Raw genomic sequence first — 25,741 nt, 5'->3', positions numbered from 1 at the left:
GAGGCTATGGCTCGTTGCGGGCATAAGCAAGCCCCCTTGCGACGGAGGCCTCGCCTGGAGACGGGGCCCCTAAAGATTCAAAGTGGCCTCTACCAGTACTTAAAGCTGTCCGTTAGAGGGAGACGACAGAGAGGATTGGGTGACTATCACCCGTTAAGGTGGTTCTTTGTTGCGGAGTGTCGCGTGGGTGCGGGCAGGGACACTGTGTCTTTGTCGGCAGTTCGCGCCTCGGGAATTTCCGGCTCCGGGCCGGCCTCGGCCAGCGCGTGCTCGACCTGCTCGGCCTTGGCGTGGCGACGACGGTTGCGATACAGCTGCACGGCGCGTCTCCAGGCCGCGCGTGCTTCGCCGAGGTCGCCTCGTGATGCCAGCACGTGACCCAACGTCGTGAGCGCGCGGGCTTCGGCAGTCGCGGTGTGGGCGCGGAAGGCGAGTGCCAGACCGTCTCGCGCGAAAGCGAACGCTTCGTCGTGGCGATCCTGGGCCGAGGCCAAGTGCGCGCGCACCGTGTAGAGCTTCATCGTGGCGACCAGATCGCGGACGGCGGTGGACAGCTGGAAGGCCTGGCGGCAGTGCTTTTCCGCGGTGGTGAACTCACCCAGCCGCCGGTACTGGTCGGTGAGTTCGGTGAGCGTGGCGAGCAGTCCGGCGTCGTCGCCGATGATCGTGCGCAGGTGCTGGGCGCGGTGGAAGTGGTGCAGCGCGCGGTGTCCCTGGTCGAGTTCCACGAGGGACTTGCCGAGTTCGTGGCTGGCGGTGGCTTGCCGCTCGGCGTCTCCCGCGGTCCGGGCTTCGTGGAGGCAACGTTCGTAGAGCCGGACGGCTTCGGGGAGGCGCCCGGCGTGGCGGCTGTACCTGGCCATGTTGAGCCGCACGGTCAGGGTGCCGATCGGTATCACGTGGACGGTCGCGAGGTGGAGGGCCTGTTCGAGGTAGACCTCGCCCACGTCGTCGTACCCGGCCAGCAGGCTGACGTAGCCGAGGTCGTTCAGGCTTGCCGCCTCCGCCATGTGATCACCGAGAGCAGCGGCCGAACGCGCGGCCTGGACGAGTCCCGCGATGATGTCGTCGTAGAACCCGAACCGGTTGAGGATCGCCCCGGTGACGTGGGGTAGCCGCCAGGCGTAGCCGTGGAGCCCGTGGTCCGCTGAATACGTCACCATCGCGTTCAAGTTCGCGCGTTCCCGCAGACACCACCGCATCGCGCCGACCGGATCGGTGAACCGGGTCGGCGCGCAACCCTGCTCGACCTCCGGCATCGGGGCCATGCCGCGGTGCGGGTAGACCATCCGGTGGGCGTTGTGCGCGGTGTGCAGGTAGTACGAGGCCATCCGGCTGCGGGCCGCGTCGGCCTCCGGGCCGCTGCTGACCAGCGTCCGGGCGAAGTGGTGGAACAGGTCGTGGATGCGGTACCGGTCGCCGTCGTTCGGCTGCTGCACCAGGTGCGCCGACACGAGGATGTCCAGCGCACGCCGTCCCGCGGCCACCTCGACGCCGCCTGCAGCGGCCAGCACCTCGGCGCCCACCTCGGGCCCGGGGTGCAGGCCGAACAGACGGAACGTGTCCTGCGCCGCCGGATCGAGTCCCTGGTACGACCACGAGAAGGCCGAAAGCAGGTTGCCGTCGTCGCCGTCGCCGTCATCGCCGATCGTCAGCAAGAGAGCGGGATCCCTCAGCTGGTCGACGAGGGTGCGGAGCCGGCTGCCGGCCCGGACGGTGGCTCGTTCCGCGACGATCGTCAGTGCGAGCGGCATTCCGCCGCACAACGTGGCGAGATTCGCCAGTGCCTCGGGTTCGCGGTCCAGCCGGTTGCCCAGTCTCCGGTCGAGCAACTCGACGGCGGCTTCCGGGGCCAGCGGCGCCAGCGTGATGACCGGGCTGTGGTGCTGCCGGGCCAGCCGGGTGAGACGCTGCCGGGACGTGATGATCACCGCGCAGTCCGACAGGACACTCAGCAGCGTCTCGATGTGTTCGGTGTCCTGGGCGTTGTCCAGCACCACCAGCATCGGGTGGTCGCTCAGCAGGCCGCGTAACCGTTTGGCGCGCCCGGCCGCGCCGACGATGCGGTCGACCGGGTAGCCCGAGGCCGACAGGAGGTTGTCGACGACGTCGGCCGATTCGACTCGCATCCCCGGTCCGACCCCGTGCAGGTCCACAAGCGCGACCCCACCGGGGAAGCGGTCGGCCGTGCGGTGCGCCCATCGGACGGCTGTGCTCGTTTTGCCGACCCCCGGAGGCCCGGTCAGCGTGACGAGGGCCGGGGTGAACGGCCCGGGCCTGGGGATGATCGTGGCGTCGAGGCTGGCCAGCACGTCGTCCCGGCCGGTGAAGTGGCCGATGTCCCGGGGGACTTCCCGCAACGGTGCCGACGCGATGCCGGGCGGCGAGGCCAGGTCGGGTCCGTCGTCGCCCGTCGGCCCGGCGAGGCGTTCGGGCGTGCGGAGGTGTTCGTTGAGGGCGCGGAGATCGTCGGCGGCTTGGACGTCGTGGTCCTGCCGGAACGTCCGGTACATTTCGCGGAAGTACTCGTCCCGCGCGCGGTAGCGCCCGATCGCGGTGAGTGCCTGCAGTCGCAGTTTCGCGAACCAGAGCTCCGTCGAGTACGCGTGCCCGAGTTGGTCCAGGAGTCCCAGCGCCTCCGCAGGATGCCCGGCCGTGAGCAATTCGGCGAGCAGGAAGGTGCTGGCCGGAATCCAGTCGTTGTCCGTCACCGAAACGCGCCAGTTTTCGGCGGCCGCCGACGTGATCCCCGCGAGCGGCTCGTCGTTCCACAGGGCCAGTGCGTTCCGCGCGGCTTCGCAGGCCGCCTGGTGGTTCCCCTGGTCGCTGAGCCCGTGCGCGTGGCGCATCATCCATCGGAAGACGTGGTAGTCGATGAGATCGGGGTCGACGTCCAGCCGGTAGCCACCGTTGTCCGCGACCAGGGTCGCGGGCGCGACGGCGCCTTCCAGCGCCTGCCGGATCCTGGCCGCGCACTTGTAGAGCGCGCCCTTCGGCGACCGGGGGCGTTCTTCGTCGTCGTTCCACGCCCAGTCGACCAGGGACTCGATCGAGACACGCTTGCCGGGCTGGGTCAGCAGCGCCGCCGTGATGTTGCGCTCGCGCCGATGAGACCATTTCACGGTCAGGTTCCCGTGCATTCGCATCGTTGTCTGCCCGAGAATTCCGAACGCGATCTCCATTCTGCTTCCCCTCCCGTAGAAGCGCCCCACCTTCGCTTCATCGTTGTCGATTTTGGCACTCTCGCAGCGATAAATCCACGTCAGAGTCGCCGAAGCACGCTTTCGCGGGACGCAGGTGATCCTTTGTCAGCATTTTGTCCACTAGCTGGAAGTTGCTTGTCGGACGACCATTGCACGATTGCTCCCGAGGGTGCCGAATACGGGAGGGAGCACGAAGATGGATCAATGGGTTCGCGGGCCGATAGGGATGGGTGCGCACTTGCGGGTCACCCGCCCCGGCTGCCGGACGGCGTTGGTGGTGGTGCCGACGATGGCCGCGGGCACGCGGTTGCTCGACCTGGTGCCACTGCTCGAGACCGACCATCGGGTGCAGATCCTGTTCACGGTTCCGCACGACACCGACAGCTGGTACGGCGTCGAAGAGTTCGTGCGGGCACAGCACGGCCTGGTGCTGCCCTGGCACCAGGCGATCCAGCACCGGTTCGACCTCGTGCTGACCGCGAGCCACCGGCACCTGGCGGAACTGCGCGGGCCGATCCTCCTCGTCAGCCACGGCGCCGGTGCGCTGAAGTCGTACCGGTTCAGCCGGAAGGCCGGCGCCACGGCGGCGCCGGCCACCGGCCTCGACCGGGAGTTGCTCACCTACCGGGGCCGGATCCTGCCGTCGGTCCTCGCACTCGGCACCGAGGCCGAGCGTGACGCCGTCCGCGACCTCTGTCCGGAAGTCCTGTCCCGCGTCGACGTCACCGGGGACATCTGCCTCGACAGGATGCGCGCCAGCGCGTTCCGCCGGCAGCAGTACCGTGACCGCCTCGGCGTCGGATCCGACCAGCACCTGGTCACGATCAGCTCCACCTGGTCGACGGACTCGGTGTTCGGGCAACTGCCCAAGCTGGGACGAGCGGTCTGCGACGCGCTCGCGTCGAATCGTTATGCGGTCGCGGCAGTGTTGCACCCCCTCGTCTGGACGGTGCACGGGAAGCGGCAGGTGGCTGCCTGGTTCTCCTCGTGCGTTCGCGCCGGGTTGCTCCTGATCCCACCCGATGCCGGTTGGCAGGCAACAATGATCGCGTCCGACTGGGTGATCGGGGACCACGGGTCCACGACCGCGTACGCTGCCGCGATCGGGTGCCCGGTCACGGTCGCCGCGCACCCGGGAGACGCGCTCCGAGAGGGCAGCCTGGGCGATCTGGTGCGGCGAGAGGCTCCGGGATTGCGGCACGATCAGCCGCTCGTCGACCAAGTGGGACGCGCCGTCGAGGCACGGGACCAGGTGGCGGCGGCGGTGTCCGCGGCCATCACCTCGCGGCCGGACGGCGCGGCCGCGGCCCTGCGAAAGGCGATGTACCGGCTTATGGAGCTTTCCGAGCCGCGTGAACCGGCTGAGCCGGCGGTGCTGCCGGCTCCGGTGCCCTGGCAGTCGGGGGCGTGACCGGCTGGGTGGTGGCGTCCGGACCACCGGCCGCCGTCTGTCACCAGGGTGTGCTGCGGGTGCGGCTCGGCCGTCATCGGAAGGCCTGGGCTGATGTGCTCGTCGTGGTGGACGACTGTGCGTCGCGATCCTGGTTCGCCTGCGCAGACGTGGTGCTGTGCAGGGACGCCGCTTCAGCCGAGCCCGCAGGGAAGCAGGTCACGGCCGCACTGCGCGCCTCCCCAGGAGCGGAAGCGGCGGTGTCCGCGTTTCCCGGTGGCTGTGCCCTCGGCCTGCCTGGTGCCGGCGTGTGCTGGTTCGCCAACCGCACCGTGCCCGGTGACTGGGTCGACAGGCTGCGTTCACTCGCCGTCGTTGGCGGTGGCTTGTGGATCCCCCGTCCTGGCGTAGAGCTCGCGAGCCCGGGCGAGGTGGTTGCGTGCCTCCTCGTCACGACCATGGCGACCCTCGATCCGGCCGAGCGAGGCCAGGATTTCGGCCGTGTAGTAAGGAGAGTCGAGGCGTTCGACGACCGCTAACGCTGCCGACAGCATCTCGATCGCCGTTCCCGGGCGGCCGTCGCGTTCGCGGATGCCGGCGAGTGCCATGACGGCGCGGGCGTGCTGGTTGGCGTCCCCGAGTTCGTCCATCAGGTTCGCGGACGCTTCCAGCTCGATGCTTGCTTCGCCGGTCTGGCCCAGCTCGGACAGCACTTCACCGCAGCGTCGCCGGCCCAGCGCCACGCCGCGGCGATTGCCCAACTCCTCGTGCAGTGCCACTGACTGCCGGTAGAACCCGAGTGCGCCCGGCAGGTCACCTTGTCCTCGGGTGGCCCGTCCGAGCTGTGACAGCGCCGTCGCGCGCGTCTGGCCGTCTCCTTCCTGCTCGCTCAGCCGCAGGGCGGTCAGGTTCTGGGAGACGGCCTCGTCGTACCGGTGGAGTTTCGCGTAGGCGAACGCCAGCTGGGATCTCAGCCGGGCTTCGACCAATGGTTTCGCGCATCGCCGTGCCGCGGCCACGCCCGCGGTGTTCATCGAAAGCCAGGGTTCGTAGTCGCGGTGGTGGAGGAAGAAACCCCAAGAGGCCTCGCAGAACTTCCACGTCTCCTCGTCCCACTGGTTCCGGTCCGCCTCGGCGAAGGCCGCGCGGAGTGTGGACAGCTCGCGGCGCCACCACGCGACCGCCGATGCTCGATTACCGAAAGTCGCCGAGCCTGCGGTGTCCGGCTGCGCGAACCTTTGCCGGTGCGGGTGGATCACAGTGTCGGCCAGCTGGGCCCGGGCGAGGTACCAGCGCACGAAACCCCGGGCGATCGCTCGCCGATCGGAGGAACTGTCCTCCCTCTCGGCCCGGCTCCGGGCGTCCCGCCGAAGCAGTTCGTGCTGGGTGACCCGGTCATCGTCGGCGTCGGCGAGCAGGTTCGAACCGACCAGGGCCTCGACGTCGTCTTCGATCCGTTCGAGCGGGAAGCCGAGTACGTCGGCCAGGGTCTCGAGCGCGACCTGCGGCCCGGGGTGCAGTCCGCACACGCGGTACAGCCGTGCGGCGCCGCCGGGCAACTCGGCATACGACGCGTCGAAGACCGCCTGGACGTCGCGGACGTCTTCCGGGACCTCGTCAGCCGTTTCCAGGTGCCGGACGTAGCTGTGCGCTTCGCGCTCGAGACGACGGAGCGGCCGGGCCCGAAGCCGCGCGGCCACCACACCCAGCGCCAGGGGCAAGCCACCGCAGGCCGCGATGATCAGGTCGGCCGCGGCGGGCTCGGCCGACAGCCTTTCCCGGCCGATCGTCTCGCGCAGCAGTTCCGCGGACGCGTCCGGATCCAAGGGCTCGACCGTGATCAGCGTGGCGTCGTCGATCCCGAGGCCGGCCAACCGGCGCCGGCTGGTCACCACCACCAGCACCGACGATGTGGCCGGGAGGAGGGCACGCACTTGAGCCGCCGACACGGCGTCGTCGAGCAAGATCGCCAGGTGCCGTTCGGCGGTGAATGCGCGGAACATCGCCGACCGGCGGCCAGGCCCCGTCGGGACCTCGGCCGCCGGCAGGCCCAGGGACGTGAGGAAGCCGTGCAGGGCATCCTCGGGGGTGACCGGGCTGCCGTCTGCTTCACTGAGGTTGGCGTACAGCAGACCGTCGGGGAAGTCGGCGCGGCGCAGGTGCAGCCAGTGCGTCGCCACGGCGGTTTTGCCGACCCCGCCCATGCCGTCGAGCACGACGAGCGGACGAGAAACGTCGCGGTGGCCCCAGAGCTCGTCCAGCTTGGTCAAGGTGACATCGCGGCCGACCAGGCGCCCGGTTGCGGCCGGTAACTGGAACGGTGGCCCCGCGCCGGGTCCTTCTCTTTCCGGTGTGCGTGACCGTTCTACTTGCTCGTCCATCCGAGATCTCCCCCGCAAGTCCCGAACTTCTCTGTTTACTCGCCGATCGAGCATACTTTTGGCGGAATTCGGAATTTCCACTCGAAAGCACGAAAAGTTCCCGTGCACCTGCACGGGAGGTGATTAACTGTCGAGTGACCCACGGCACAACCAGGTCAAGAGTCGGGTTTGGCGCGAGTCGAGGGGCGCAACTGCACACCGTGACCGAGCAGGAGCTCACGGACTCGCTTGTAATACAAACCGTAGGTCCGGGCCAGCACCATAATGCTGGCTCCCGCGTGGTACTCGTCCGCCAGCTGATCCAGGGGAATCGGACAAGGCTTCGGGGCGGGTCTGCGCCGCAGCTCGGCACCCGCGTTGCGCAGTTTTCGCCGCATCCACGTGTAGCTCAGACCTTCCTGCTCGGCGAGCTCTTCGATGGAGGCCCCGAGTTCGTAAGCGCGGGCCAAACTCCGGTCCCGCTCACCGGGATCCGCGGCTTCCCGATCGCCGCGTTGCTTTCGTTCCTCCGTCAAGTTCCGTACTCCCGTCACAGTGATTGTGCATGGAGATTCGGTCGCTGAGCGCTGTCGAAGTGGACACCCACCGAGTTTCTCTGTCGCTGGGATTGAACATAAAGTTACGCGCTGGGCGCGGATGGGTGGTCACGAACACAGGATCGCCGAGCTATTCGCTAGATCCGTTGGGTGTTCGATCGTGCCCGAGTTCGACGGAGAGTGAGCACCAACCGAGTGCGTGGGTGCCGCTTGCCCAGTGAATTCACGAGTCGTTCGGTCGCGCTGCGCTGAACTGCCCGGGCTGGATTCGCATCCGGGCGAATCGTGGCCGAACTCCGGGGTCCGGGCCCCGGCTTGCGGAATCAGGGGCGGGGGAGCGGCACGGTGGCGGACGTCGCCGCCAGGGGGAGGGTGATGGTGAACGCGGCGCCGCCTTCGGGGGCCGGGCCGGCTGTCAGGTCTCCGCCCATGCGGGTGACCAGGGCGTGGACCAGGGCCAGGCCGATGCCCGAGCCGACTGGGCGGCGGTCGCGGTAGCGGGCGTTCAGGACGCCGCGCTCGAAGGCCACCGGGTAGTCCTCCGGGGCCAAGCCCGGGCCGCCGTCGCGGACGGAAAGCTGAGCGTTGGGGCCGGACACTGACAGGGAGAAGACCATGGGGGCGCCTGAGGGGGTGACTCGCAGGGCGTTTTCCGCCAGGCCGTCGACGACCTGGTGCAACCGGCGGGCGTCGGCCCGCACCGGGACCGGGGACGACGGCGCCGCAACGGACAGTCGCACGTTCTCCCGGGCGCACCGCAGCTGCCAGACCTCGGCGCAGTCGCGCAGCAGCGCGCCCAGGTCCAGGGTCGTGACGTCCAGCCTGAACTCGTCGGCGCCCAGCCGGGCCAGCTCCAGCAGGTCCGTGACCAGGCGTTCCAGCCGCGCGGCCTCGCGCTGGATGGTCTGGCCGGCGCGCTGGGCGTCGTCGCCCGACGTTACGCCGTCCGCGATCGCCTCGGCGAAGCCCGTCACCGCCGTCAACGGCGTCCGCAGCTCGTGCGACACCGACAGCAGGAAGTCCCGCTGCCGCGCCTCGCTCTGGGCGAGCGCGTCGGCCAGCGAGTTCAGCGAACCCGCCACTTCCGCGACTTCCCGAGGTCCCTCCACCGGCACCCGGACGTCCCGCCGGCCGGCCCGCAACGACCCCGCGGCCGCGGCCGCCCGGCGCAGCGGACGGCCCAGCAGCCGGCCGGACACGAACCCGGCCGCGGCCGCCACCAGCAGCCCGATCCCCAGCGCGAACGCGATGTTCCGGACCAGCGCGCGCTGCGTCGTCTCCGCGTTGCGCGCCGGCAGGACCAGCGCGAACGCCGCCCCGCGCGTCCCGACCGCCCGCGTCTCCACCAGGTACTGCGCGCCCGCGACCAGCACCCGCTCCGAGTGCGCGGCGCCGAGCCCCGCCTTCGCCGCCGCCTGCACCGACACGGCGTCCCCGACGGCCTGGCCGCCCGCGCGCCGCACCACGACCGAGATGCCCTGACCGCGGACGACGTCGGCGACCTTGCCGACGCCCAGCCGGTTGCCGATGCCGCTTTCGTCGAGCTGCGACGCGACGACGTCGGCCTGCGCGGACAGCGACGCCTGCAGCACGTTGTCCGCCGTGGTCCGGATCAGCCGCGCCGCCACGAACCCGGCCACGATCACCGCGATCCCGGCGACGGCGAGGCAGACGAGCGTGATCCGCCCGGCGAGCGTCCCGCGGTACCTCATGCCTGGTCCGCCGCGTAGCCGATGCCGCGGACCGTCCTGATCGGACTGGCCGCGCCGAGTTTCGCCCGCAGCTGCGCGACGTGGACGTCGACCGTGCGCGTGCCCGCCGCGGCGGCGTAGCCCCAGACGGCGCTCAGCAGCTGGTCGCGCGAAAGCACCTGCCCCGGGTGCCGGAGCAGGTGCGTGAGCAGGTCGAACTCCGTGGACGTCAGGGAAATCTCCGTCTCGCCGGCCCAGGCGCGGCGGCTCGTGAGGTCGACGCGCGCCGCGCCGACGGTGAACGCCGACGGGGCCGGCGCCGCGCCGGACGCGCGTCGCAGCACGGTCCGGACCCGGGCGGCCAGCTCGCGTGGGCTGAACGGCTTGGTCAGGTAGTCGTCGGCGCCGATCTCCAAGCCCAGCAAGCGATCCAGCTCGTCGTCGCGGGCGGTGACGAACAGCACCGGCGTCCAGTCCCCGGCCGCGCGCAGCGTCTTGCAGATCTCGATACCGTCCATTCCGGACAGTCCGATGTCGAGCACGATCGCCACCGGCTTGAGCCGCCGGACGGCGTCGAGCGCGCGGCCGCCGTCCGCCTCGACGTGCACGCCGAAGCCGTCGCGCTTGAGGTACAGCGCCGCCAGCTCGGCGATCGCGGCCTCGTCCTCGACCACGAGGACGAGGCCGCGTCCCGGTGACCCCATTGCCGCTCCCGTCTCCGCCGTCGCCCCCGGGGAGACGCTAGCCGGTCAGGGGGAGCCGTCGTCGTTCATGTCGGACTCGACACCGTTGAGCGTCGACTCGATGCCGCTCAGCTCGGACGACGCCGGGGAAGTCCCGGAGTCCGGCGAGCCCATCAGGTTGTCGCGGCAGGCCGAGCAGCCGAGCGTGATGAGCGCGGCCGCCCCGACCGCCGCCGCGATCCTCGCCGCCCTCACTTGGTCGGCGCCGGGGCGGCCGGCTTGCAGTGCGCCGTCGCGAAGGCGTCGAGCTTCTGCTTCGCCGTGGTCAGTTCGCCGACCTTGCCCTGCCGCTTGGTGGCGCGCTCGTCGAGCTTGGTGGCGCGGTCGTTGTGCCCGGCCGTGCGCTGGTCCTGGGCGCGGGCCTTGAGGTTGGCGACCGAGCCGGCGACCTCGGCGCCGCCGTTGATCCGCTTCTCCAGGTTGTCGGCCCGCTTCTGCAGCTTCGGCACCCAGTCGCCGCAGACCTGCTGCGACTCCTCGGGGCTGAGCGTGATCGGCGCGACCGGCGCCGGGGACGTCGTCTGGGCCGAGGCCAGCGGCGACAGCGCCAGCAGGCAGGCCGCGCTCCCGGCGCCCGCCAGTGCCAGCCGCCGCGTCCAGGTGGGTCCTCGCATGGTGTCTCCCTCAGGAAGGTTTCCGGGTACGAGGAGAACTCTGGCGGGCCGGTGTTCGGGCGGCGTGCGCCTAGTGTTCGGGCTGTGTAAGGCCCACGGTGATCGACGTCCGCGCGAGGTCGAACGTCAGCGTGTCGCCCAGTACCGGCAGCGCCGGGTCGAACAGCTGCCCGTCGGTGCCGCCGAGCAGCAGCCCGAGCCGGTGCCCGGCCGGGACGACGTGGTCGAGGCTGCTCAGCGTGAACGTCATCGGGTACGCCCGCCCCGGCACGAGCGGCTCGCCGTGGCGCAGCGACGCGTGGTGCCCGAGGTCGGCCCAGCCCGCGGCGACGATCTGGTGGTCGACGTGGACGAGGTCGGTGGCGGTGTCCAGGAAGCACGCGCTGTCACCGGGCCGGCTCACACCCCAGCACGATCGGGTGGTCAGGGTCTTGATCCCGCTGCCGTAGTTCGTGGTGTTCCGGACTTCCGCAGGGCCGTAGTCGACGAGCGCGACGCCGAGCCGCGCGGCGGGCTTGTCGGACGACGCGGTGATCGTCATCGACGGCGTCCCGGCGAGCCGCACCGCCGAGGTCAGGGGAGCGCCGGTGAACCGCGCGGCCGACGTCCCGGCCGCCCACTGCTCGCGGCCGGCCGCCGGGTCGTCGACGACCGTGGCCGTGCCGGAACCACGCCGCCCGAGCGTGCCGCCGGCCGCCGGCCGGAACGTCGTGGCGGTGGTCGCGGGCGGCCAGGCCCGGACGTCCGTCCACCGGTCCGGCGTGGTTTCCAGGTGCACGGCGGGCTCGTGCTCGACGCCGTTGCGGACGCCCCGCAGCCAGCGGTCGAACCAGCGGCCCAGCGTGTCCACCCACCGCGCCCGCTGCAGGTCGAACGGGTCGACGTGGCCGGCCTGGCTCAGCCACGCCTGGCGCGGCACCCCCGCCCGGCCGAGCGCGGCCCAATACGCGGCGAACTGGTCCGGGCCGACGACGCTGTCCCCGAACCCCTGCGCGATCAGCACGCTCGCGCGCACCCGCCCGGCCTGCGGGACGTAGTTCACGCTCTGCCAATAGGCGTTGTAGTCACCGTCCGTGCCCATGCGCGCCTTGACGTCCGCCTCGAACGGCTGACACAACCGCGCCGCGCGGTCGTTGTAGGTGAAGGCCGACCCGGTGTTGTCCGGCGTCGCCAAGGGCGCGCCGTTCGCGACGAGCTGGGCGTAGTTGTCGGCGACGCCTTCGATCGGCACGATCGTCTTCAGTCCGGCGATCCCGGAGGCGGCCATGCCGATCGCGGTGGCGCCGTCCTGGGACTTGCCGATCGCGCCGACGTCCCCGGTGGCCCAGTCGGCCGTCACCGGCCGCCCGCCGTCGGGCGCGTCGAAGGCCTTCGCCCGGCCGTTGAGCCAGTTCACGACGGCGTTGCCGTCGGCGACGTCGTCGAAGCAGCCGGACGAGCGGTTCGTACCGCCGACGTCGGCCAGCACCACCGCGTACCCGCGCGGCACGAAGTAGTTGTCGAGGAACAACGGGAACTGCTCGGGGGTGCCGTCCGGCGCAAACGTTTTCTTCTGGGACTCGTTGCCGCGGCCGCAGCACGCGAAGTACGGGCTGACGTCGAGGATCACCGGGACGCGTCCGCGCCCGGCGGGCCGGACGACGTCGGCGGCGACGCGGTCGGGCCTGCCGTCGTGGTCGAGGTCGGCGCCGGTTTCGACCCACGCCGTCGCGCGGACCGGGCCGGTTTCGGCCGCTGCCGCGGGCGCGAGGACCGCCGTCGTGACCAGCGCGAGCAGGAACCCCAGTGTCAGCCGCATGGCGCCAGTATCACTTCTGGTATCTCGCCAGGAAAAGCTCCATCGCGGCGTCGACGGCCGCGCGGTCGCCGGTCGTGACGAGGTCCAGCAGCAGGCCGCGGGTGACGGCGAGGCTGAGCCGGGCGTGCGCCGGCCGGTCGGCCTCGGGGACGCCGTAGCGCGCGAGCAGGGCCTCGATCGGGCCGAGCCAGTCGTCGACGACGCCGTTCAGGAACCCGGTCGTGCCCGGGGTGCCGCCGAGGGCCTGGCCGTAGAGCTGGAAGAAGAGCTTCTCGTTGGCGCGCAGGTCCTCGTCGGTCAGCCGCCGCCAGAACTCGCGGCCCTCGCCGACGTCGGCCAAGGCCGCGCGCTGCCGGGCCTCGACCTCGCGCGCGACGGCCGTGAGCAGGCCTTCCTTCGAGCCGAAGTGGTAGATGAGCATGCGGTGGCTGGTGCCGAGGCCGGCGGCCAGGGCGCGCAGGCTCTCGCTCGCGCCGCCGTGGTGGGCGATGTGGTCGATCGCCGCGTCCAGCAGCTTGGCGCGCGGGCTTGTGTCGATCATGTACCAGATGGTACACGTACCAAATGGTACAGAGTATATCGGTCCGCGGCCGGACGTCCGCGTCGGCCGGCACCGTCTACGCCCTCCTCCGTGACGGCACGAGCTGGCCGACGTGGTCGCCGCTGGAGTCGTTCGAGCTGGTCAGCGAGGGGGAAGGGGAGCCGGAAGGGCTCGGCGCGGTCCGGCTGTTCCGCACCGGCCGCACCCGCTCGTACGAGCGGATCGTCGCGCTGGAGCCCGGGCGCCGGTTCGGCTACGCGCTGGAGCACGGCCTGCCGCTGCGGGACTACGTCGCCTACGTCGACCTTTCGCCGGCCGACGGCGGCACCGAGGTTCACTGGCATTCGACGTTCACCGCGAAGATCCCCGGCACCGGCTGGTTCTACCGGCGGATCCTGGGCGTGTTCATCAAGCGGGTGGTCGCCGGGCTGGTCGCCGCGACCGAGGCACGCGTCGCCCCATAAAGTGGGCGCATGTCAGCGCCACGACGGGGATCGACCGGCCGCACCCAGGAGGAGCGCAGCGCGGCGATGCGCGTCCGGCTGCTCGACGCGACGATCGACTGCCTGGTCGAGTACGGCTACGCGGGCACGACGACCACCCGCGTCGCCGACCGCGCCGGTGTCACGCGCGGCGCGCAGGTGCACCACTTCCCGACGAAGGCCGACCTGGTCACCTCGGCGATCCGGCACCTGGCGGCGAAACGCACCGAGGTCGCGATGGCCGAGCTGGACCGGCTGCGCGCGTCCACCGACCCGGTCGGCGACGCGCTGCAGCTGATGTGGGAGATGCACCAGGGGCCGGTGTTCTCGGCGACGGTGGAGCTGTGGGTCGCGTCGCGGACCGACGCCGAGCTGCGCCGTCAGATGGCCGTGGTCGAGCCGATCGCGACGTCCAGCCTGGTCGAGTTCGGCAAGGCGCTGCTGCCGGAGCACGCGGGGCACCACGAGTTCCTGCACGCGGTGTACACCGCGATGGACGTCGTGCGCGGCATCCTCATCGCCAGCTGGGCCACCCGCGACCAGGGCGAGCTGGACGCGCGCTGGGAACGCGGGCGCCGCCACCTGCGGATCCTGTTCGCCACGTTGATGGCTCCCACCGCCTGAATCGCGTGTTACTCTCTTTGGGAAAGTGAGGAGACGCGCTGTGCACCCGGACCCGTACGACCGCGACTGCCCGACCCGCCAGCTGCTCGACCGCATCGGCGACCAGTGGACGGTCCTCATCGTCGGCGCGCTCACCGACGGCCCGCTGCGGTTCACCGAGATCGCCCGCCGCGTGGACGGCATCTCGCAGAAGGTCCTGACGCAGACCCTGCGCAGCCTGGTCCGCGACGGCATCCTCACCCGCACGGCGTACGCGGTCATCCCGCCGAAGGTCGAGTACGAGCTGACCTCGTTGGGGCGCAACCTTTCCGAGCCGCTGGAGATGCTGGACCGGTGGGCGCGGCAGCACATGACGTCGGTCCAGGACGCCCGCGACGCCTACGACGCGGAGCACACACCCGCGTCCGCGTGACGTTGGACAGCTCTAGGACAATTCCCGGCGGGGATGCCGCTTGGCCCGCGGCACCGGTGACACTGTGGAGGACGGCTCCACGGCTCCGGGGAGGGAATCCATGGCGTCCGCGTTCGCCGTGCTCAACGAAACCGTGCCGCTGCCGGGGCCGGAACTCGTCGGGATCACCGCGCTGGTGGCCGTCGTGGCGGTGGTGACGGCGTTCGCCGTGCCTGCCAGTGGCCGGCGGAGTGTCTTCTACCGGGCCAACTTCCTCGGCACGCTCTTCCACGAAGGCGGCCACGCGCTGGTGAGCGTCCTGACCGGCGGTGGCGTCTTCCGGATCGAGATCGACAGCCCGGAGTCCGGCGGCACCTGGCACTGGAACCCGTCGCCGTTCGCGCGGGTGCTGGCCACCGCCGCCGGGTACGCGATGCCCCCGCTGGCCGGCCTCGGCGCGGCCGCGCTCCTGCACCGCGGCCTCTCGCCCGCCGTGCTTCTCCTGACCCTGGTCACGATGCTGTTCATCCTGCTGGTCACGCGGGACATGCTCACCTTCGTGGTGGTGGTCGCGGTGGGCGCGGTCATGTTCGGCGCGCTGCGCTGGGCGCCGCCCTGGCTGAAGAACGGCATCGCCTACGCCGAAGCCTGGCTGCTGCTGACCAGCGAGATCGGCGGCCTGCGCGCGCTCCTCGCCAACCGGTTCGCCGGCGGGTTTCGCGGGCAAGAGGACGACGCCGCCTCGGTCGCCGAGCGCACCGGGATCCCGTCGCTGGTGTGGATCGCGGCGTGGTTCGCCCTCATCGGCTGGGCGGTGTGGCACGCCTTCCCGTTGCTGTGGCACCTGTAAAATCCGTGTGAGGCGATGCATCTTTCCTAGGGAAAGTGACGTCAGATCGGTGTGAAGCCGCATCTTTCGTGGTGAAAGTGGCGGGGTCAGCGGGCGACCAGACCCGCTTCGTGGGCCAGCAGGCCCGCCTGGGTCCGGTTCGTGCAGTCCAGCTTCACGAGCATCCGCGAGACGTAGCTCTTCACCGTCGCCTCGGCGAGGTGCAGCCGGGTCGCGATGTCCGCATTGGACAGTCCCTCGCCCAAGCACGCCAAGACATCCCGCTCCCGGTCCGTGAGGCCGGACGTCCGGCGGCGGGCGTCGTCGCCGCGTTCGCGGCTGTCCGACGACAGTGCCACCAGGCGGCGGGCCGCGGACGGCGAGAGCACCGTGTGGCCGTCCGCCGCGACGCGGACCAGGCCGATCAGGTCCTCCGGCGGCGTCGACTTCACCAGGAAGCCCGCCGCGCCCGCGCGCAGTGCGCGGATCACGTACGTGTCCGCGTCGAACGTCGTCAGCGCGACCACCGCCGGCGGGTCGGGCAGCGCCGCGATCCGGGCGATCGCCGTCAGGCCGTCGACGCCCGGCATCCGCAGGTCCATCAGCACGACCCGCGGCCGGTGCCGGACCACGGCCTCGACGGCTTCGGCGCCGTCGGCGGCCTGGGCCACGACGTCGATGTCGTCGGCCGAACCGAGGATCGTGCGCAAGTGCGCGCACACCATCGGCTCGTCATCGACCACGAGCACCGGGATCACTCTGCGTGCCTTCCGCCGTCGGGACGTAAGCGGGCAGTATCGCACCGACCCGGAACCCGCCGCCGCGCACCGGGCCCGCGTCGAACCGCCCGCCGACGAGCTCGACGCGCTGCCGCAGCCCGGCCAGCCCGGCCCCGGAACCGCTGGCCGCCAAGGCCGGGTCGGGCCGCTGCCCGGCCGCGGTGCTGGCGACCGAGACGTCCAGGCCGCCCGGGTGGTAGCGCAGCGAAACCGTCACCGACGCGCCCGGCGCGTGCTTGCGGACGTTCGTCAGCGCCTCCTGCACCAGCCGGTACGCGGTCCGCGCGACGGTCGGCGACACCTGCGCCGGGTCGCCGTCCACCACGAACGCCGTCTCGATGCCGACCGAGCGGGACTCCTCGACCAGCTGAGCCGGATCGCCGGGCTGCTCCTGGCCGAGCGTCCGCGGGCTCAGCTCGGAGCCGTTGCGCAGCACGCCGACGAGGTCGCGCAGCTCGTCCAGCGCGAAGACGCCTTCGCGGCGGATGTCCTCGGCCGCCGCCCGCACCGGCTCCTCGTGCGACGTCACGCCGAGCGCCCCCGCGTGCAGCACCATCAGGCTGAGCCGGTGCGTGACGACGTCGTGCATCTCGCCCGCCAGCCGCCGCCGTTCCTCCGCGCGGGCCTGCTCGGCGAGCAGGTGCTGCTCGCGCTCGGCGCGTTCCGCGCGGTCCCGCAGCGATCGCAGCAGCTGGCGCCGCGCCTCGCCGTACAGCCCGAGCATCGCCGGCAGCGTGGTGCTGAGCAGGGCGAACGGCGTGGTGCTCCAGCTCGGCACCCACGGCCGCGCGGCGATCAGCGTGAGGATCCCGGCCAGCCAGAGCACGGTCCGCCGGTCCAGCAGCCGCGGCAGCTGCGACAGCAGGACCGGGCTGATGGTCGGCACCGTAGTCAAGGCGAGCTGGCGCACCGGCACGAGCAGGCCGGGGGTGAACAGGTCGGACGCCAGCATCAGGCCCGCCGCCGCGACGACGAACCAGGCGACCTGCCGCGGGAACCGGAACACCAGCACCAGGGAGAAGTCGCAGACCAGCTGCAGCACCAGCCCGGCCGCCGGGCCGAGCGGCCCGGTCGTGACCTCGCCGAGGGTGTAGAGCAGGACGTTCAGGCCCGCGAACGCGAACGCCGCCACGAACAGCCAGAAGACGTCGGCGCGGCTCGGCCACCACGGCCGCCTGGTGCTGGTCACGCGGCCACGGTAACCGCTCGCGGAAGCCGCCGCGCCGGATGCGCAACCAAAGTTGCGCACCGGTCCGCGGGCCGCAACTTTCGTCGCCGCGATCACCTTCCTTGCCCCGTTTCGCCCGCGTCCCCGATCCGGTGGAGTGGGCGGACCACAGCGAGGGAGGCAACCGTGGTGACTGTCCAAACGCGACAGACGACGAGCGTGGTGTTCGCCCGCGGCCCGGTGCTGGCGATCGCGGGCCTCGCCGGGCTCGCGCTGCTGCTGACCAGCGGGCGCTACGCCGGCGGGTTCGACGAGCTCTACTTCCTGGTGGCCGGTCGAAATCACCTGAGCTGGGGGTATTTCGACCAGCCACCGCTCATCCCGGCGCTGGCGGCGGCGATGGACTGGCTCGCGCCGGACTCGCTCGTCGTGCTGCGGCTGCCGATGACGCTCGCCGCGGCCGCCGGGGTGGTCGTCACGGCGCTCATCGCGCGGGAGTTCGGCGGCGGGCGCGGCGCCCAGGCGATGGCGGCGGCCTGCTACGCGACGTCCGGCATCGTGATCGTCAGCCACTGGATCGGGACCTACGTGCTGGACCCGTTCCTGTGGACGGTCGTCGCCTGGCTGCTCGTCCGCTGGACCCGCACCCGCCGCGACGGCCTGCTCGTCTGGGCCGGCGTCGTCACGGCGGTGTCGCTGGAGACGAAGTTCCTGATCCCGGCGCTGTGGGCGGCGGTGCTGCTCGCCGCGCTGGCGGTCGGGCCGCGGGACCTGCTCCGGCGCCCGAAGCTGTGGCTGGGCGCGGCGATCGCCGCCGTGGTCACGGTGCCGACGCTGATCTGGCAGGCGACCCACGGCTGGCCCTACACCCACATGAGTGAAGTCGTCGCCGCGGAGTTCCCGGGCTACGGCCCGTGGGTGCGCGACGGGCTGCTCGGCGCCGGGATCGGGGTCGGCGTGGTGGCCCTGCTCTACGGCGTCTGGCGGTTGCTGCGGTCGGCGGAGCTGCGGCCGTACCGCTACCTCGGCGTCGCGCTGGTCCTCGTGGCGCTGGCCGTGGTCGCGACGCAGGGGCGGTCCTACTACCTGATGGGCTGCTACGCCGTTCCGTTCGCGGCCGCCGCGACCGAGCTGACCCGGCGGAACCTGGTGCGCTGGTGGAAGGTTGTGGCGTGGCCGGTGTTCGTGCTCTCGGCCGTCGTCACGCTCGTCGCGCTGCCGGTGTGGCCGGCGTCGGCGCGGACGTCGGTCGGGCCGTTCTCGCTCGGCAGCGCTTTCGCGCAGGGGGAGCTGCCGCAGCAGGAGCTGGCGAAGGTGATCGGGCAGACGTACGCCGCGCTGCCGCCGGCGACCCGGGCCCGGACGGCGGTGTACTCCGAGATCTACCCGTTCGCGGCGGTGACCGAGTTCTACGGGGCGCCGTACGGCATCCACACCGTCTACAGTGGACACCGGGCGTACTGGTACTTCGGGCCGCCGCCGGAGTCGGCCGACGCGGTGCTGTTCGCCGGGTTCGACCCCGGGCTGCTGCGGCCCCACTTCGCGCACGAGACCCAGGTGGTCGACGGGCTGCTGTGGCTCTACGACGGCCGGAACGCGCCGTGGTCGCGGATCTGGCCCCAGCTGAAACGGCAGTGAAGGGAAAATGATGAGCACTTTGTCCTTGCCCGCCCAGGCTTACCTGCTCGCGTGTGACACCGGCCGCGACCGGCTCCCGCACCGGGAACGCGTCGCGCTGCTGGTGCGCGCGGCGGCGCTGACGGACCTGGTCCTGCGCGGCCAGGTCGTCGACGGCGACGGGCGGCCCGTGGTCACCGGTGCGGCCGGCACCGGCCACCTCGTGCTCGACGACCTGCTGGGCGACCTCGCCGCGGACCCGCACCGCAAGTGGCGCCGGTGGGTCCGCCGCGACGCCCGGGCCACGCTCCAGTCCCTGGAGGCCCAGCTCGACGCGGCGGGCACGATCACGCTGAAGACGTCGCACGTGCTGGGGTTGTTCCCGCGCCGCCGCCCGGTGGTCCGCGACCGCGCGGAAGCGGCCCGGCTGCACGAGGCGGTGGCGGCCGCGCTGCGGGGCCGCGAACCGGCGTCCCGGGTCGCCCCGGACGCGGCGGCGCTGACGTCGCTGGCCGCGGCGGTGGAGCTGCGCACGGTCGTCTCGCGCCGCGACGCCCGCCACCACAAGGCCCGGCTCGCGGAGCTGGAGGACCGCGCGGGAGCGGCGGTCCCCGCACTGCGCAAGGTGGTCCGGGAGCTGAAGGCGGCCCGCGCCGCGGCGATCTCGGCAGCCGCCTCGTCCGGCAGCAGCGGCTGACGCCGTGTCGACCCGGCAACCACGAGTCGACCGCCCAGTCACGCGTGTCGGCGTTTCGATCGCTCGAGGGGTGTGATCGAAACGCCGACACACGTGATCCAGGGGGTCGACTCGCGTGATTGGAGGGTCGACACGGTGCTTCGGTGCTGCCGAGGAGTTTCTTCGAGCGGGTGCGCCGATGGCTGCCCTCGCCGTGACGATGGTCCCGACGCGCTGCCGGGGCCATCGTCGTCGCGGCTACCGCTGGATCCACTCCCGGCCGTGCCAGTCCGCGAAGGCCGGGTCGGCACCGGCCTCCCGAGCCGCGGCGAGCAACTCATCCTCGCGACGGCGGAGCGCGTCGCGGACGAGGTAGGCAGTCAGATCGGGCAGCGGTTCGACCATGGTGATCACGCCTTTCGGTTAGGTTTCCCCTCTCACTTCTTAAGCCCTGCGAGAGTCGGATCGGGCAGGAGGATCAGCCCGGACTGCGCACAACCGACGTCGAACGGGTCAGGCGCTTGAGGGGTGTGATCGAACGGCCGACACACGTGATCGGAGGGTCGACACGGCTTCGGCGGCGGCCGAAGTGTGGTGGTCCTAGGTTCGGGGCATGGACGAATTCCGTGCGCTGCACGTCCCCGGTACCCCGCTCCTGCTGCCGAACGCCTGGGAGTTCGGCGTCGGCGCCCACCTCGTCGCGCAGGGGTTCCGCGCGCTCGGGACGACCAGCCTCGGCGTGTCGGCGGCGGCGGGGGAGCCGGACGGCGCGCCGTCGACGCGGGACACGACCGTCGCGCTGGCCGCCCGGCTGGCCCGGCTCGACGCGCTGGTCAGCGTCGACGTCGCCGACGGCTTCAGCGCGGACCCGGCCGCGGTCGCCGACCTGGCCGAAGAACTCGCCGCGGCGGGCGTGGTCGGCGTCAACCTCGAGGACGGCCGCGCCGACGGCTCCCTCGCCCCGGTCGACGTCCAGGCCGCCCTGGTCGCGGCCGTGAAGGAGCGGGCGCCGCGGCTGTTCGTCAACGCCCGCACCGACACCCACTGGGCGGGCGACCGCTCGGTGGCCGAAGCCGAGACGCGGGCGCGGGCGTACGTCGCGGCGGGGGCGGACGGCGTCTTCGTGCCCGGTCTCGCCGCGCCGGCCGACGTCGAGCGGCTCGTCGCCGTCGGGGTCCCGCTCAACCTGCTGTTCCTGCCCGGCAAGGTCACCCTGGCCGGGCTGGCGGAGCTGGGCGTCGCGCGGGTCAGCCTGGGCTCGCTGCCCTACCGGATGGCCCTGGCCGCGGCGGCCGAGACGGCGCTCGCGGTGCGCGACGGCCGTGACCTTCCCCTCACTCCGCCGTCCTACGCCGACGTCACCGCGTTCCTGTGAGAACCGGATCTGCTTGGCTCGGGGACATGCACGCCTTCGGAGCCGACTTCGCCGTCCCGTCCGGGTACCTGAACACGCCGAGCATGGGCATCCCGCCCGCGCCGGTCGCCGCGGCCGTGGCCGAGTCCGTCGAGAACTGGCGGACCGGCGCGAGCCGGCCGGCGGACTTCGACGAGGCCGTCGCCCGGTCGCGGGCCGGGTTCGCCCGGCTGCTCGGGGTCGACGCCGGGCGCGTCGCGATCGGCGCGTCGGCGTCGCAGCTGATCGCCAACGTCGCCGCCGCGCTGCCCGCCGGCACCCGCGTGCTCGCCGCCGAGGGCGACTTCACCAGCGTGACCTTCCCGTTCGCGGCGAACCCGGGTGTCACCGTCACCGAGGTGCCGCTCGACGACCTCGCCGCCCGGGTCGAGGGGCACGACGTCGTCGCGGTGAGCGTCGTCCAGTCCGCCGACGGCCGGATCGCCGACCTCCCCGCGCTGCGGGCCGCGGCCGAGGCCGCCGGCGCGGCGGTGCTGCTCGACGCGACCCAGGCCGCGGGCTGGCTGCCCTTGGACGTCGCCTGGGCCGACTGGGTCGTCGCGGCGGGCTACAAGTGGCTGCTCGCGCCGCGCGGCTGCGCGTGGCTGGCGGTGCGCCCGGACGCCCAGGACCGCACCCGCGCGGTCGCGGCGAACTGGTACGCGGGGGAGGACCCGTGGGCCACCGTCTACGGCCTCCCGCTGCGGCTGGCCGGCGACGCCCGCGCGTTCGACCTCTCACCCGTCTGGCTGGCCCAGGTGGGCGCGGCCGCCGCGCTGGAGTACCTCGGTGGGCTCGACCTCGCGCAGGTCGCGGCGCACGACATCGGCCTGGCGGACACGCTGCTGGAGAAGCTCGGCCGGCCGCCGCGGGGGAGCGCGATCGTGTCGCTCGAGGCCGACCCCGGACGGGTGGCCGCGGCCGGGATCGTCTCCGGGTTGCGCAACGGCAAGGTGCGGGTCGGCTTCCACCTCTACAACACCGCTGACGACGTCGAACGCGTCTTACACGCATTCGAGTGAACAGCTCAGCGGGCGTGAACTACCGTATGGCGTCGTGGTTGGTGCGCATTTCACCCCAGGCCCGTCCGACACGGCCCCGCTGGGCGCGGTTCCCCCGCAGCCCCGCCCGCCCGTGCCCGGCCCACCGAAGCGTGACACCCGGACCCTGGCACTCAGGGGCGCCGGGCTGGTCGCGATCGCCGTGATCTCCGGGCTGCTCTGGTTCCTGATCCGGCACGACTCGACGCCGGACGAGCCGACGGCGCAGCCGCCGGCCCACAGCACCGGGAAGTACACGTTCACGCCCGTCGCCGGGCCGGTGCGCTCCACCGACTGCGTCGCGAAGTCCTACGGCAAGACCAAGGACTTCTTCCAGGACAGCCCGTGCCAGTCGCTGGTCCGCGCGCTGTACACGACGGAGTCGGGCGGCGCGAAGGCGCTGGTGTCGGTGGTGCTGGTGGGATTGCCGGACTCGACCAAGGCGAAGGCGCTCAAGGCGCTGACCGAGCAGGACGGCACCGGCAACGTCACCGACCTGGTCCGGGACAAGACGTTCGCCGGCGCCGGCACCCCGAGCGTGAGCGGCGCCGACGCGGCGTACGCGTCCCGCGTCGAGGGCACGAACGTGACGATCGTGCTGGGCGACTTCTACGACAAGCACCAGGACAAGGCGCTGATCGACAAGATCGCCGAGGACGCGCTGCGCCTGTCGGCCGACTTCGGCTGAGCCCCTCTCGAAAGCCGTGAAGGCCTCCTTACCGGCCATAAGAGCCGGTAAGGAGGCCTTCACGGCTTTACCGGGTCAGCTCGCCTGGCCGGGCATGGCCACCGCCACCGGCTTCTCGCCGGCCTCGGAACGCCACGGCGTGCCGCGCCGCGAAGCCGCCACCAGCGCGTGCAGCGCCGTTTTGCGCAGGCCGACGTCGTCGGTGTGGTTCACCACGGCCAGCCACGCCGACGCGCAGTCGGCCTCCGCCGTCGCGACCACCAGCGCGGCCGACGCCGTGTCGGTCACCGGCTTCTTCGGGTTGTACGCGGCCTCCGGCGCGACCGGGGTCGCCCCGGCGCCCGCGAGCATCGTCTGCAGCAGGTCGCGGCGCAGCGCGTGTTCCGCGACGCCGCCCTTCTCCGCCTCCCCGAAGTCGGCCGGGAGGAACGCGCCGACCAGGCCGTACACCCAGACCGCGGCGTGCTCGGCGGCGAGCGCCTGCTGCAGCGGGTCGACGGCTTCGGCGGGGACGCCGCCGGGCGGGGCGGCCGCGGCGGGGGCGTCCTCGCCCGGGCCCAGCGCCGGGGTGGTGCGCTGCAGCGCCGCGCAGCCCGCGGCGATCGCGGCGACCATCCCGGCGCGGTAGCGCGGCAGGCCGCCGACGAGGTCCTCGGCCTGCTTGCGCGCGGTGGCCAGCCGCTCCTTCAGGTCGCCCAGCGCCGCCGCGGCCGGTGGCGACGCCGCCGACGGCGGTTTCGGCCGGTTCAGCCGGTCCACTTCGGACTTCAGGGCGGCCGCGTGCGCCGCGCGCGCGTCGGCGAGCTGGCCGGCGGCGTCGGCGTCCTTGCCCTTGGCCAGGGCACGCGCCGCCGCGGCGTCCGCGTCGGCGGCGGCCAGGAGCGGCTGCAGCGGGTCGGGGCTTTCGTCGTAGCCGGGCCCGCAGGCGGCCAGCGGCACGGCCAAAGCGGCCAGTGAGGCCACCGCCCCGAAGCGGAGGGCGGCACGGCGGGTCAGCTCGGTCGGTCTTCCGGTCACGTCGGCCCATCCTGCCAGGCCCCGGGGCGGGCCCGCCGCTCGCGCGTGGTGACAAGGCGACCGGATAAGCTGGTCCACCACCGACCCGTTCCCCAACCCCCACCCCGACCGAGGAGAGCCCCACGTGCCAGGAGAACTCGCCAGCCGGCTTCAGCCGATCGTGGCCGAAGCCGTCACCGCCGCGGGTTTCGACCTCGATTCGTTCGAGGTCCAGCAGGCCGGCCGGCGGCAGCTGGTCAAGGTCGTCGTCGACTCCGACGACGGCATCGGGCTGGACGAGGTCGCCGAGGTCAGCCGCAAGGTGGCGGCGGCGCTCGACGAGAACGAGCACGTGCTCGCGAGCGCGTACACGCTGGAGGTCACCTCGCCGGGCATCGAGCGCCCGCTGACCCAGCAGCGGCACTGGCGGCGCGCGCGGTTCCGCTTGGTCAAGGTCACCCCGGTCGAAGGTGACGCCTTCGTGGGCCGGGTCGGTCACGCGGGCGCGGACGCCGCCCGCCTCCTCGCCGGCGGCGAGCTCCGCGACGTCCGCTACGCCCAGGTGGCGAAGGCGGTCGTCGAGATCGAGTTCAAGCAGCCGCCCGCCGAGGATCTGAAACTGCTCGACGACGACGCGTCCGGCCTGACCGGCGCCGGTCAGGCCGAGACCGAGAAAACGGAGAAGGGGTCGAAGTGAACGTCGACATCGCCGCACTGAGGGCGATCGAACGGGACAAGGACATCCCCTTCGAAACGGTGATCGAGGCCATCGAGACGGCCTTGCTCACCGCGTACAAGCACACCGAAGGGCACCAGCCGCACGCCCGCATCGACATCGACCACAAGTCCGGCCTGGTGCGCGTGCTCGCGCGCACGCTGACCCACGACGGCGAGACCGACGAGGAGTGGGACGACACCCCCGAGGGGTTCGGCCGGATCGCCGCCACCACCGCGCGCCAGGTCATCCTGCAGCGGCTGCGTGACGCCGAGCACGAGAAGACCTTCGGCGAGTTCTCCACCAAGGAGGGCGAGATCGTCGCCGGCGTCATCCAGCGCGACGCCCGCGCCAACGCGCGCGGCATGGTCGTGGTCCAGGTGGGTGACACCGAGGGCGTGCTGCCGTCGGCGGAGCAGGTGGCCGGGGAGTCCTACGAGCACGGCAGCCGGATCAAGGCGTACGTGGTCACCGTCGCGCGCGGCAACCGCGGCCCGCAGATCACGCTCTCGCGCTCGCACCCCAACCTCGTGCGCAAGCTGTTCGCGCTGGAGGTCCCGGAGATCGCCGACGGGACGGTCGAGATCGCCGCCGTGGCGCGCGAACCGGGACACCGCACGAAGATCGCGGTGAAGTCCACCGTGGCGGGCGTGAACGCCAAGGGCGCCTGCATCGGCCCGGTCGGCGCGCGCGTGCGCAATGTGATGAGCGAGCTGGCCGGCGAGAAGATCGACATCATCGACTACTCGGAGGACCCGGCCCGGTTCGTGGGGAATGCCCTGTCCCCGGCGAAGGTTGTTTCCGTACGGGTCATGGACGAGCGGGGCAAGACCGCCCGCGTCGTGGTGCCGGACTTCCAGCTGTCGCTGGCGATCGGCAAGGAGGGCCAGAACGCCCGCCTCGCCGCCCGTCTGACCGGCTGGCGGATCGACATCCGCAGCGATGCCGCGCCGGTGGACGACGAGGGTGATCAAGACCACGCCGGTCCGTCGCGGCCCGCCGCGACAACCGGTTCGGCTGAGTGAAGGTCGAAGCGGTAGACTCTGGAGTGGTTCGAAGCCCGCGGCGGGTAGCCGAGCGCCAGCCCCACCGAGAATCCCCGGTGCGGACTTGTGTCGGTTGCAAGCGGCGGGCCTTGATCGGTGAGCTGCTGCGCGTGGTCGCGGTGGCCGGACGGGTGGTCGTCGACGGACGTCGTCGGCTCCCGGGCCGGGGGGCGTGGTTGCACCCCGACGCGGACTGTCTGGCCAAAGCCGAACGGCGGCGGGCTTTCCCGAGGGCCTTGCGGGCCCCGGGAGCGCTCGACGTCCGGGAGGTCCGCGGGTACGTCGAGCACGCCACGCATCACGAAGCCGGGACGTCCCCGGCTCCGCGAGGAACGAAGGAAGCAGGTCGACCCGTCATGAGTCAGCCGTGAAGCTGAAGCCATGAACGCGAGACAATAAG

The 25,741-nt window shown here is 72.0% G+C and carries 26 protein-coding genes; 13 read left to right on the top strand and 13 right to left on the bottom strand.

Annotation, left to right across the window (positions count from 1 at the left end; all coding sequences use genetic code 11):
• Positions 1–146: 146 nt before the first annotated feature.
• Positions 147–3,122, bottom strand: coding sequence for a BTAD domain-containing putative transcriptional regulator (locus tag MUY22_RS47130; RefSeq protein WP_247054774.1), 2,976 nt, complete (start codon positions 3,120–3,122; stop codon positions 147–149).
• A 277-nt stretch (positions 3,123–3,399) separates the two neighbouring features.
• Between MUY22_RS47130 and MUY22_RS47125 the strand changes: the two genes are divergently transcribed.
• Positions 3,400–4,614: a hypothetical protein gene (locus tag MUY22_RS47125; RefSeq protein ID WP_247054772.1), complete on the top strand. Its 1,215-nt coding sequence runs from the start codon at positions 3,400–3,402 to the stop codon at positions 4,612–4,614.
• A 341-nt stretch (positions 4,615–4,955) separates the two neighbouring features.
• On the opposite strand, the gene MUY22_RS47120 is transcribed toward MUY22_RS47125, so the two are convergent.
• The 8 genes from MUY22_RS47120 to MUY22_RS47085 form a co-directional block, all read right to left on the bottom strand.
• Complete coding sequence (locus MUY22_RS47120; RefSeq protein WP_247054770.1) at positions 4,956–7,028, bottom strand: tetratricopeptide repeat protein; 2,073 nt, start codon at positions 7,026–7,028, stop codon at positions 4,956–4,958.
• A 101-nt stretch (positions 7,029–7,129) separates the two neighbouring features.
• Positions 7,130–7,489 (bottom strand): helix-turn-helix domain-containing protein, encoded by a 360-nt coding sequence (locus MUY22_RS47115; RefSeq protein ID WP_247054768.1) that lies wholly within the window; start codon positions 7,487–7,489, stop codon positions 7,130–7,132.
• A 344-nt stretch (positions 7,490–7,833) separates the two neighbouring features.
• A complete protein-coding gene (locus MUY22_RS47110; RefSeq protein WP_247054766.1) occupies positions 7,834–9,222 on the bottom strand; it encodes a cell wall metabolism sensor histidine kinase WalK in 1,389 nt (462 codons plus the stop codon).
• Positions 9,219–9,905 carry a response regulator transcription factor gene (locus MUY22_RS47105; protein ID WP_247054764.1) on the bottom strand — a complete coding sequence of 229 codons (687 nt, stop codon included), beginning with the start codon at positions 9,903–9,905 and terminating at the stop codon, positions 9,219–9,221. The genes MUY22_RS47110 and MUY22_RS47105 overlap by 4 nt, the downstream gene beginning before the upstream one ends.
• A gap of 45 nt (positions 9,906–9,950) precedes the next feature.
• Entirely contained in the window at positions 9,951–10,139 is a 189-nt protein-coding gene (locus tag MUY22_RS47100; protein WP_247054762.1) for a hypothetical protein, read from the bottom strand.
• Positions 10,136–10,558 (bottom strand): DUF3435 domain-containing protein, encoded by a 423-nt coding sequence (locus tag MUY22_RS47095; protein ID WP_247054760.1) that lies wholly within the window; start codon positions 10,556–10,558, stop codon positions 10,136–10,138. Before MUY22_RS47095 ends, MUY22_RS47100 begins: the two co-directional genes overlap by 4 nt.
• A gap of 70 nt (positions 10,559–10,628) precedes the next feature.
• Positions 10,629–12,356 carry a CocE/NonD family hydrolase gene (locus MUY22_RS47090; protein ID WP_247054758.1) on the bottom strand — a complete coding sequence of 576 codons (1,728 nt, stop codon included), beginning with the start codon at positions 12,354–12,356 and terminating at the stop codon, positions 10,629–10,631.
• Between the two features lie 10 nt (positions 12,357–12,366).
• Positions 12,367–12,897, bottom strand: a complete 531-nt coding sequence (locus MUY22_RS47085; RefSeq protein WP_247054756.1) for a TetR/AcrR family transcriptional regulator — start codon at positions 12,895–12,897, stop codon at positions 12,367–12,369.
• A 23-nt stretch (positions 12,898–12,920) separates the two neighbouring features.
• On the opposite strand from MUY22_RS47085, the gene MUY22_RS47080 reads away from it, so the two are divergent.
• The 4 genes from MUY22_RS47080 to MUY22_RS47065 all read left to right on the top strand — a co-directional run bounded on the left by MUY22_RS47080 (position 12,921) and on the right by MUY22_RS47065 (position 15,244).
• A complete protein-coding gene (locus tag MUY22_RS47080; RefSeq protein ID WP_247054754.1) occupies positions 12,921–13,361 on the top strand; it encodes an SRPBCC family protein in 441 nt (146 codons plus the stop codon).
• Between the two features lie 66 nt (positions 13,362–13,427).
• On the top strand, positions 13,428–14,003 hold the full coding sequence (locus tag MUY22_RS47075) for a TetR/AcrR family transcriptional regulator (protein ID WP_326951604.1): 576 nt from the start codon (positions 13,428–13,430) through the stop codon (positions 14,001–14,003).
• A gap of 40 nt (positions 14,004–14,043) precedes the next feature.
• Positions 14,044–14,415: a helix-turn-helix domain-containing protein gene (locus tag MUY22_RS47070; RefSeq protein WP_247054750.1), complete on the top strand. Its 372-nt coding sequence runs from the start codon at positions 14,044–14,046 to the stop codon at positions 14,413–14,415.
• Between the two features lie 100 nt (positions 14,416–14,515).
• Positions 14,516–15,244, top strand: coding sequence for a M50 family metallopeptidase (locus MUY22_RS47065; RefSeq protein ID WP_247054748.1), 729 nt, complete (start codon positions 14,516–14,518; stop codon positions 15,242–15,244).
• Between the two features lie 86 nt (positions 15,245–15,330).
• On the opposite strand, the gene MUY22_RS47060 is transcribed toward MUY22_RS47065, so the two are convergent.
• Both MUY22_RS47060 and MUY22_RS47055 read right to left on the bottom strand, forming a co-directional pair.
• The gene (locus MUY22_RS47060) at positions 15,331–15,981 is read right to left on the bottom strand and encodes a response regulator transcription factor (protein ID WP_247054746.1); all 651 of its coding nucleotides are present in this window, start codon (positions 15,979–15,981) and stop codon (positions 15,331–15,333) included.
• Positions 15,956–17,191, bottom strand: a complete 1,236-nt coding sequence (locus tag MUY22_RS47055; protein WP_247054744.1) for a sensor histidine kinase — start codon at positions 17,189–17,191, stop codon at positions 15,956–15,958. The genes MUY22_RS47060 and MUY22_RS47055 overlap by 26 nt, the downstream gene beginning before the upstream one ends.
• Before the next feature lie 165 nt (positions 17,192–17,356).
• Here MUY22_RS47055 and MUY22_RS47050 point away from each other — a divergent pair, with 165 nt between their 5' ends.
• Both MUY22_RS47050 and MUY22_RS47045 read left to right on the top strand, forming a co-directional pair.
• A complete protein-coding gene (locus MUY22_RS47050) occupies positions 17,357–18,808 on the top strand; it encodes a glycosyltransferase family 39 protein (RefSeq protein WP_247054741.1) in 1,452 nt (483 codons plus the stop codon).
• A 10-nt stretch (positions 18,809–18,818) separates the two neighbouring features.
• On the top strand, positions 18,819–19,484 hold the full coding sequence (locus MUY22_RS47045; protein WP_247054739.1) for a GPP34 family phosphoprotein: 666 nt from the start codon (positions 18,819–18,821) through the stop codon (positions 19,482–19,484).
• Between the two features lie 237 nt (positions 19,485–19,721).
• Here MUY22_RS47045 and MUY22_RS47040 read toward each other — a convergent pair whose 3' ends face one another.
• The gene (locus tag MUY22_RS47040; protein WP_247054737.1) at positions 19,722–19,877 is read right to left on the bottom strand and encodes a hypothetical protein; all 156 of its coding nucleotides are present in this window, start codon (positions 19,875–19,877) and stop codon (positions 19,722–19,724) included.
• 199 nt (positions 19,878–20,076) lie between these two features.
• Here MUY22_RS47040 and MUY22_RS47035 point away from each other — a divergent pair, with 199 nt between their 5' ends.
• The 3 genes from MUY22_RS47035 to MUY22_RS47025 all read left to right on the top strand — a co-directional run bounded on the left by MUY22_RS47035 (position 20,077) and on the right by MUY22_RS47025 (position 22,584).
• Positions 20,077–20,838 carry an isocitrate lyase/phosphoenolpyruvate mutase family protein gene (locus tag MUY22_RS47035; protein ID WP_247054735.1) on the top strand — a complete coding sequence of 254 codons (762 nt, stop codon included), beginning with the start codon at positions 20,077–20,079 and terminating at the stop codon, positions 20,836–20,838.
• A gap of 26 nt (positions 20,839–20,864) precedes the next feature.
• Positions 20,865–21,878, top strand: coding sequence for an aminotransferase class V-fold PLP-dependent enzyme (locus MUY22_RS47030; protein WP_247054733.1), 1,014 nt, complete (start codon positions 20,865–20,867; stop codon positions 21,876–21,878).
• 112 nt (positions 21,879–21,990) lie between these two features.
• Positions 21,991–22,584, top strand: a complete 594-nt coding sequence (locus MUY22_RS47025; protein WP_247064469.1) for a hypothetical protein — start codon at positions 21,991–21,993, stop codon at positions 22,582–22,584.
• 75 nt (positions 22,585–22,659) lie between these two features.
• Here the strand turns inward: MUY22_RS47025 and MUY22_RS47020 are convergent, their stop codons facing one another.
• On the bottom strand, positions 22,660–23,601 hold the full coding sequence (locus tag MUY22_RS47020; protein WP_247054731.1) for a ferritin-like domain-containing protein: 942 nt from the start codon (positions 23,599–23,601) through the stop codon (positions 22,660–22,662).
• A 124-nt stretch (positions 23,602–23,725) separates the two neighbouring features.
• On the opposite strand from MUY22_RS47020, the gene rimP reads away from it, so the two are divergent.
• The 3 genes from rimP to MUY22_RS49895 are packed head-to-tail and all read left to right on the top strand — an operon-like array spanning position 23,726 to position 25,712.
• Entirely contained in the window at positions 23,726–24,277 is a 552-nt protein-coding gene (rimP, locus tag MUY22_RS47015) for a ribosome maturation factor RimP (protein WP_247054729.1), read from the top strand.
• Positions 24,274–25,320, top strand: a complete 1,047-nt coding sequence (gene nusA, locus MUY22_RS47010; protein ID WP_247054727.1) for a transcription termination factor NusA — start codon at positions 24,274–24,276, stop codon at positions 25,318–25,320. The genes rimP and nusA overlap by 4 nt, the downstream gene beginning before the upstream one ends.
• Positions 25,317–25,712, top strand: coding sequence for a YlxR family protein (locus MUY22_RS49895; RefSeq protein ID WP_326943079.1), 396 nt, complete (start codon positions 25,317–25,319; stop codon positions 25,710–25,712). Before nusA ends, MUY22_RS49895 begins: the two co-directional genes overlap by 4 nt.
• The last annotated feature ends 29 nt before the right edge of the window (positions 25,713–25,741 follow it).

This window comes from Amycolatopsis sp. WQ 127309 (assembly GCF_023023025.1).
In the GTDB taxonomy this organism is placed as follows: Bacteria; Actinomycetota; Actinomycetes; order Mycobacteriales; family Pseudonocardiaceae; genus Amycolatopsis.
This window is presented reverse-complemented; position numbering and strand designations above follow the sequence as displayed.

Coding starts and splice junctions, on each gene's coding strand:
- MUY22_RS47125 (WP_247054772.1), top strand. CDS start 3,400: ATGGATCAATGGGTTCGCGGGCCGATAGGGATGGGTGCGCACTTGCGG.
- MUY22_RS47120 (WP_247054770.1), bottom strand. CDS start 7,028: ATGCTCGATCGGCGAGTAAACAGAGAAGTTCGGGACTTGCGGGGGAGA.
- MUY22_RS47110 (WP_247054766.1), bottom strand. CDS start 9,222: ATGAGGTACCGCGGGACGCTCGCCGGGCGGATCACGCTCGTCTGCCTC.
- MUY22_RS47105 (WP_247054764.1), bottom strand. CDS start 9,905: ATGGGGTCACCGGGACGCGGCCTCGTCCTCGTGGTCGAGGACGAGGCC.
- MUY22_RS47095 (WP_247054760.1), bottom strand. CDS start 10,558: ATGCGAGGACCCACCTGGACGCGGCGGCTGGCACTGGCGGGCGCCGGG.
- MUY22_RS47090 (WP_247054758.1), bottom strand. CDS start 12,356: ATGCGGCTGACACTGGGGTTCCTGCTCGCGCTGGTCACGACGGCGGTC.
- MUY22_RS47085 (WP_247054756.1), bottom strand. CDS start 12,897: ATGATCGACACAAGCCCGCGCGCCAAGCTGCTGGACGCGGCGATCGAC.
- MUY22_RS47080 (WP_247054754.1), top strand. CDS start 12,921: ATGGTACAGAGTATATCGGTCCGCGGCCGGACGTCCGCGTCGGCCGGC.
- MUY22_RS47075 (WP_326951604.1), top strand. CDS start 13,428: ATGCGCGTCCGGCTGCTCGACGCGACGATCGACTGCCTGGTCGAGTAC.
- MUY22_RS47065 (WP_247054748.1), top strand. CDS start 14,516: ATGGCGTCCGCGTTCGCCGTGCTCAACGAAACCGTGCCGCTGCCGGGG.
- MUY22_RS47045 (WP_247054739.1), top strand. CDS start 18,819: ATGAGCACTTTGTCCTTGCCCGCCCAGGCTTACCTGCTCGCGTGTGAC.
- MUY22_RS47035 (WP_247054735.1), top strand. CDS start 20,077: ATGGACGAATTCCGTGCGCTGCACGTCCCCGGTACCCCGCTCCTGCTG.
- MUY22_RS47030 (WP_247054733.1), top strand. CDS start 20,865: ATGCACGCCTTCGGAGCCGACTTCGCCGTCCCGTCCGGGTACCTGAAC.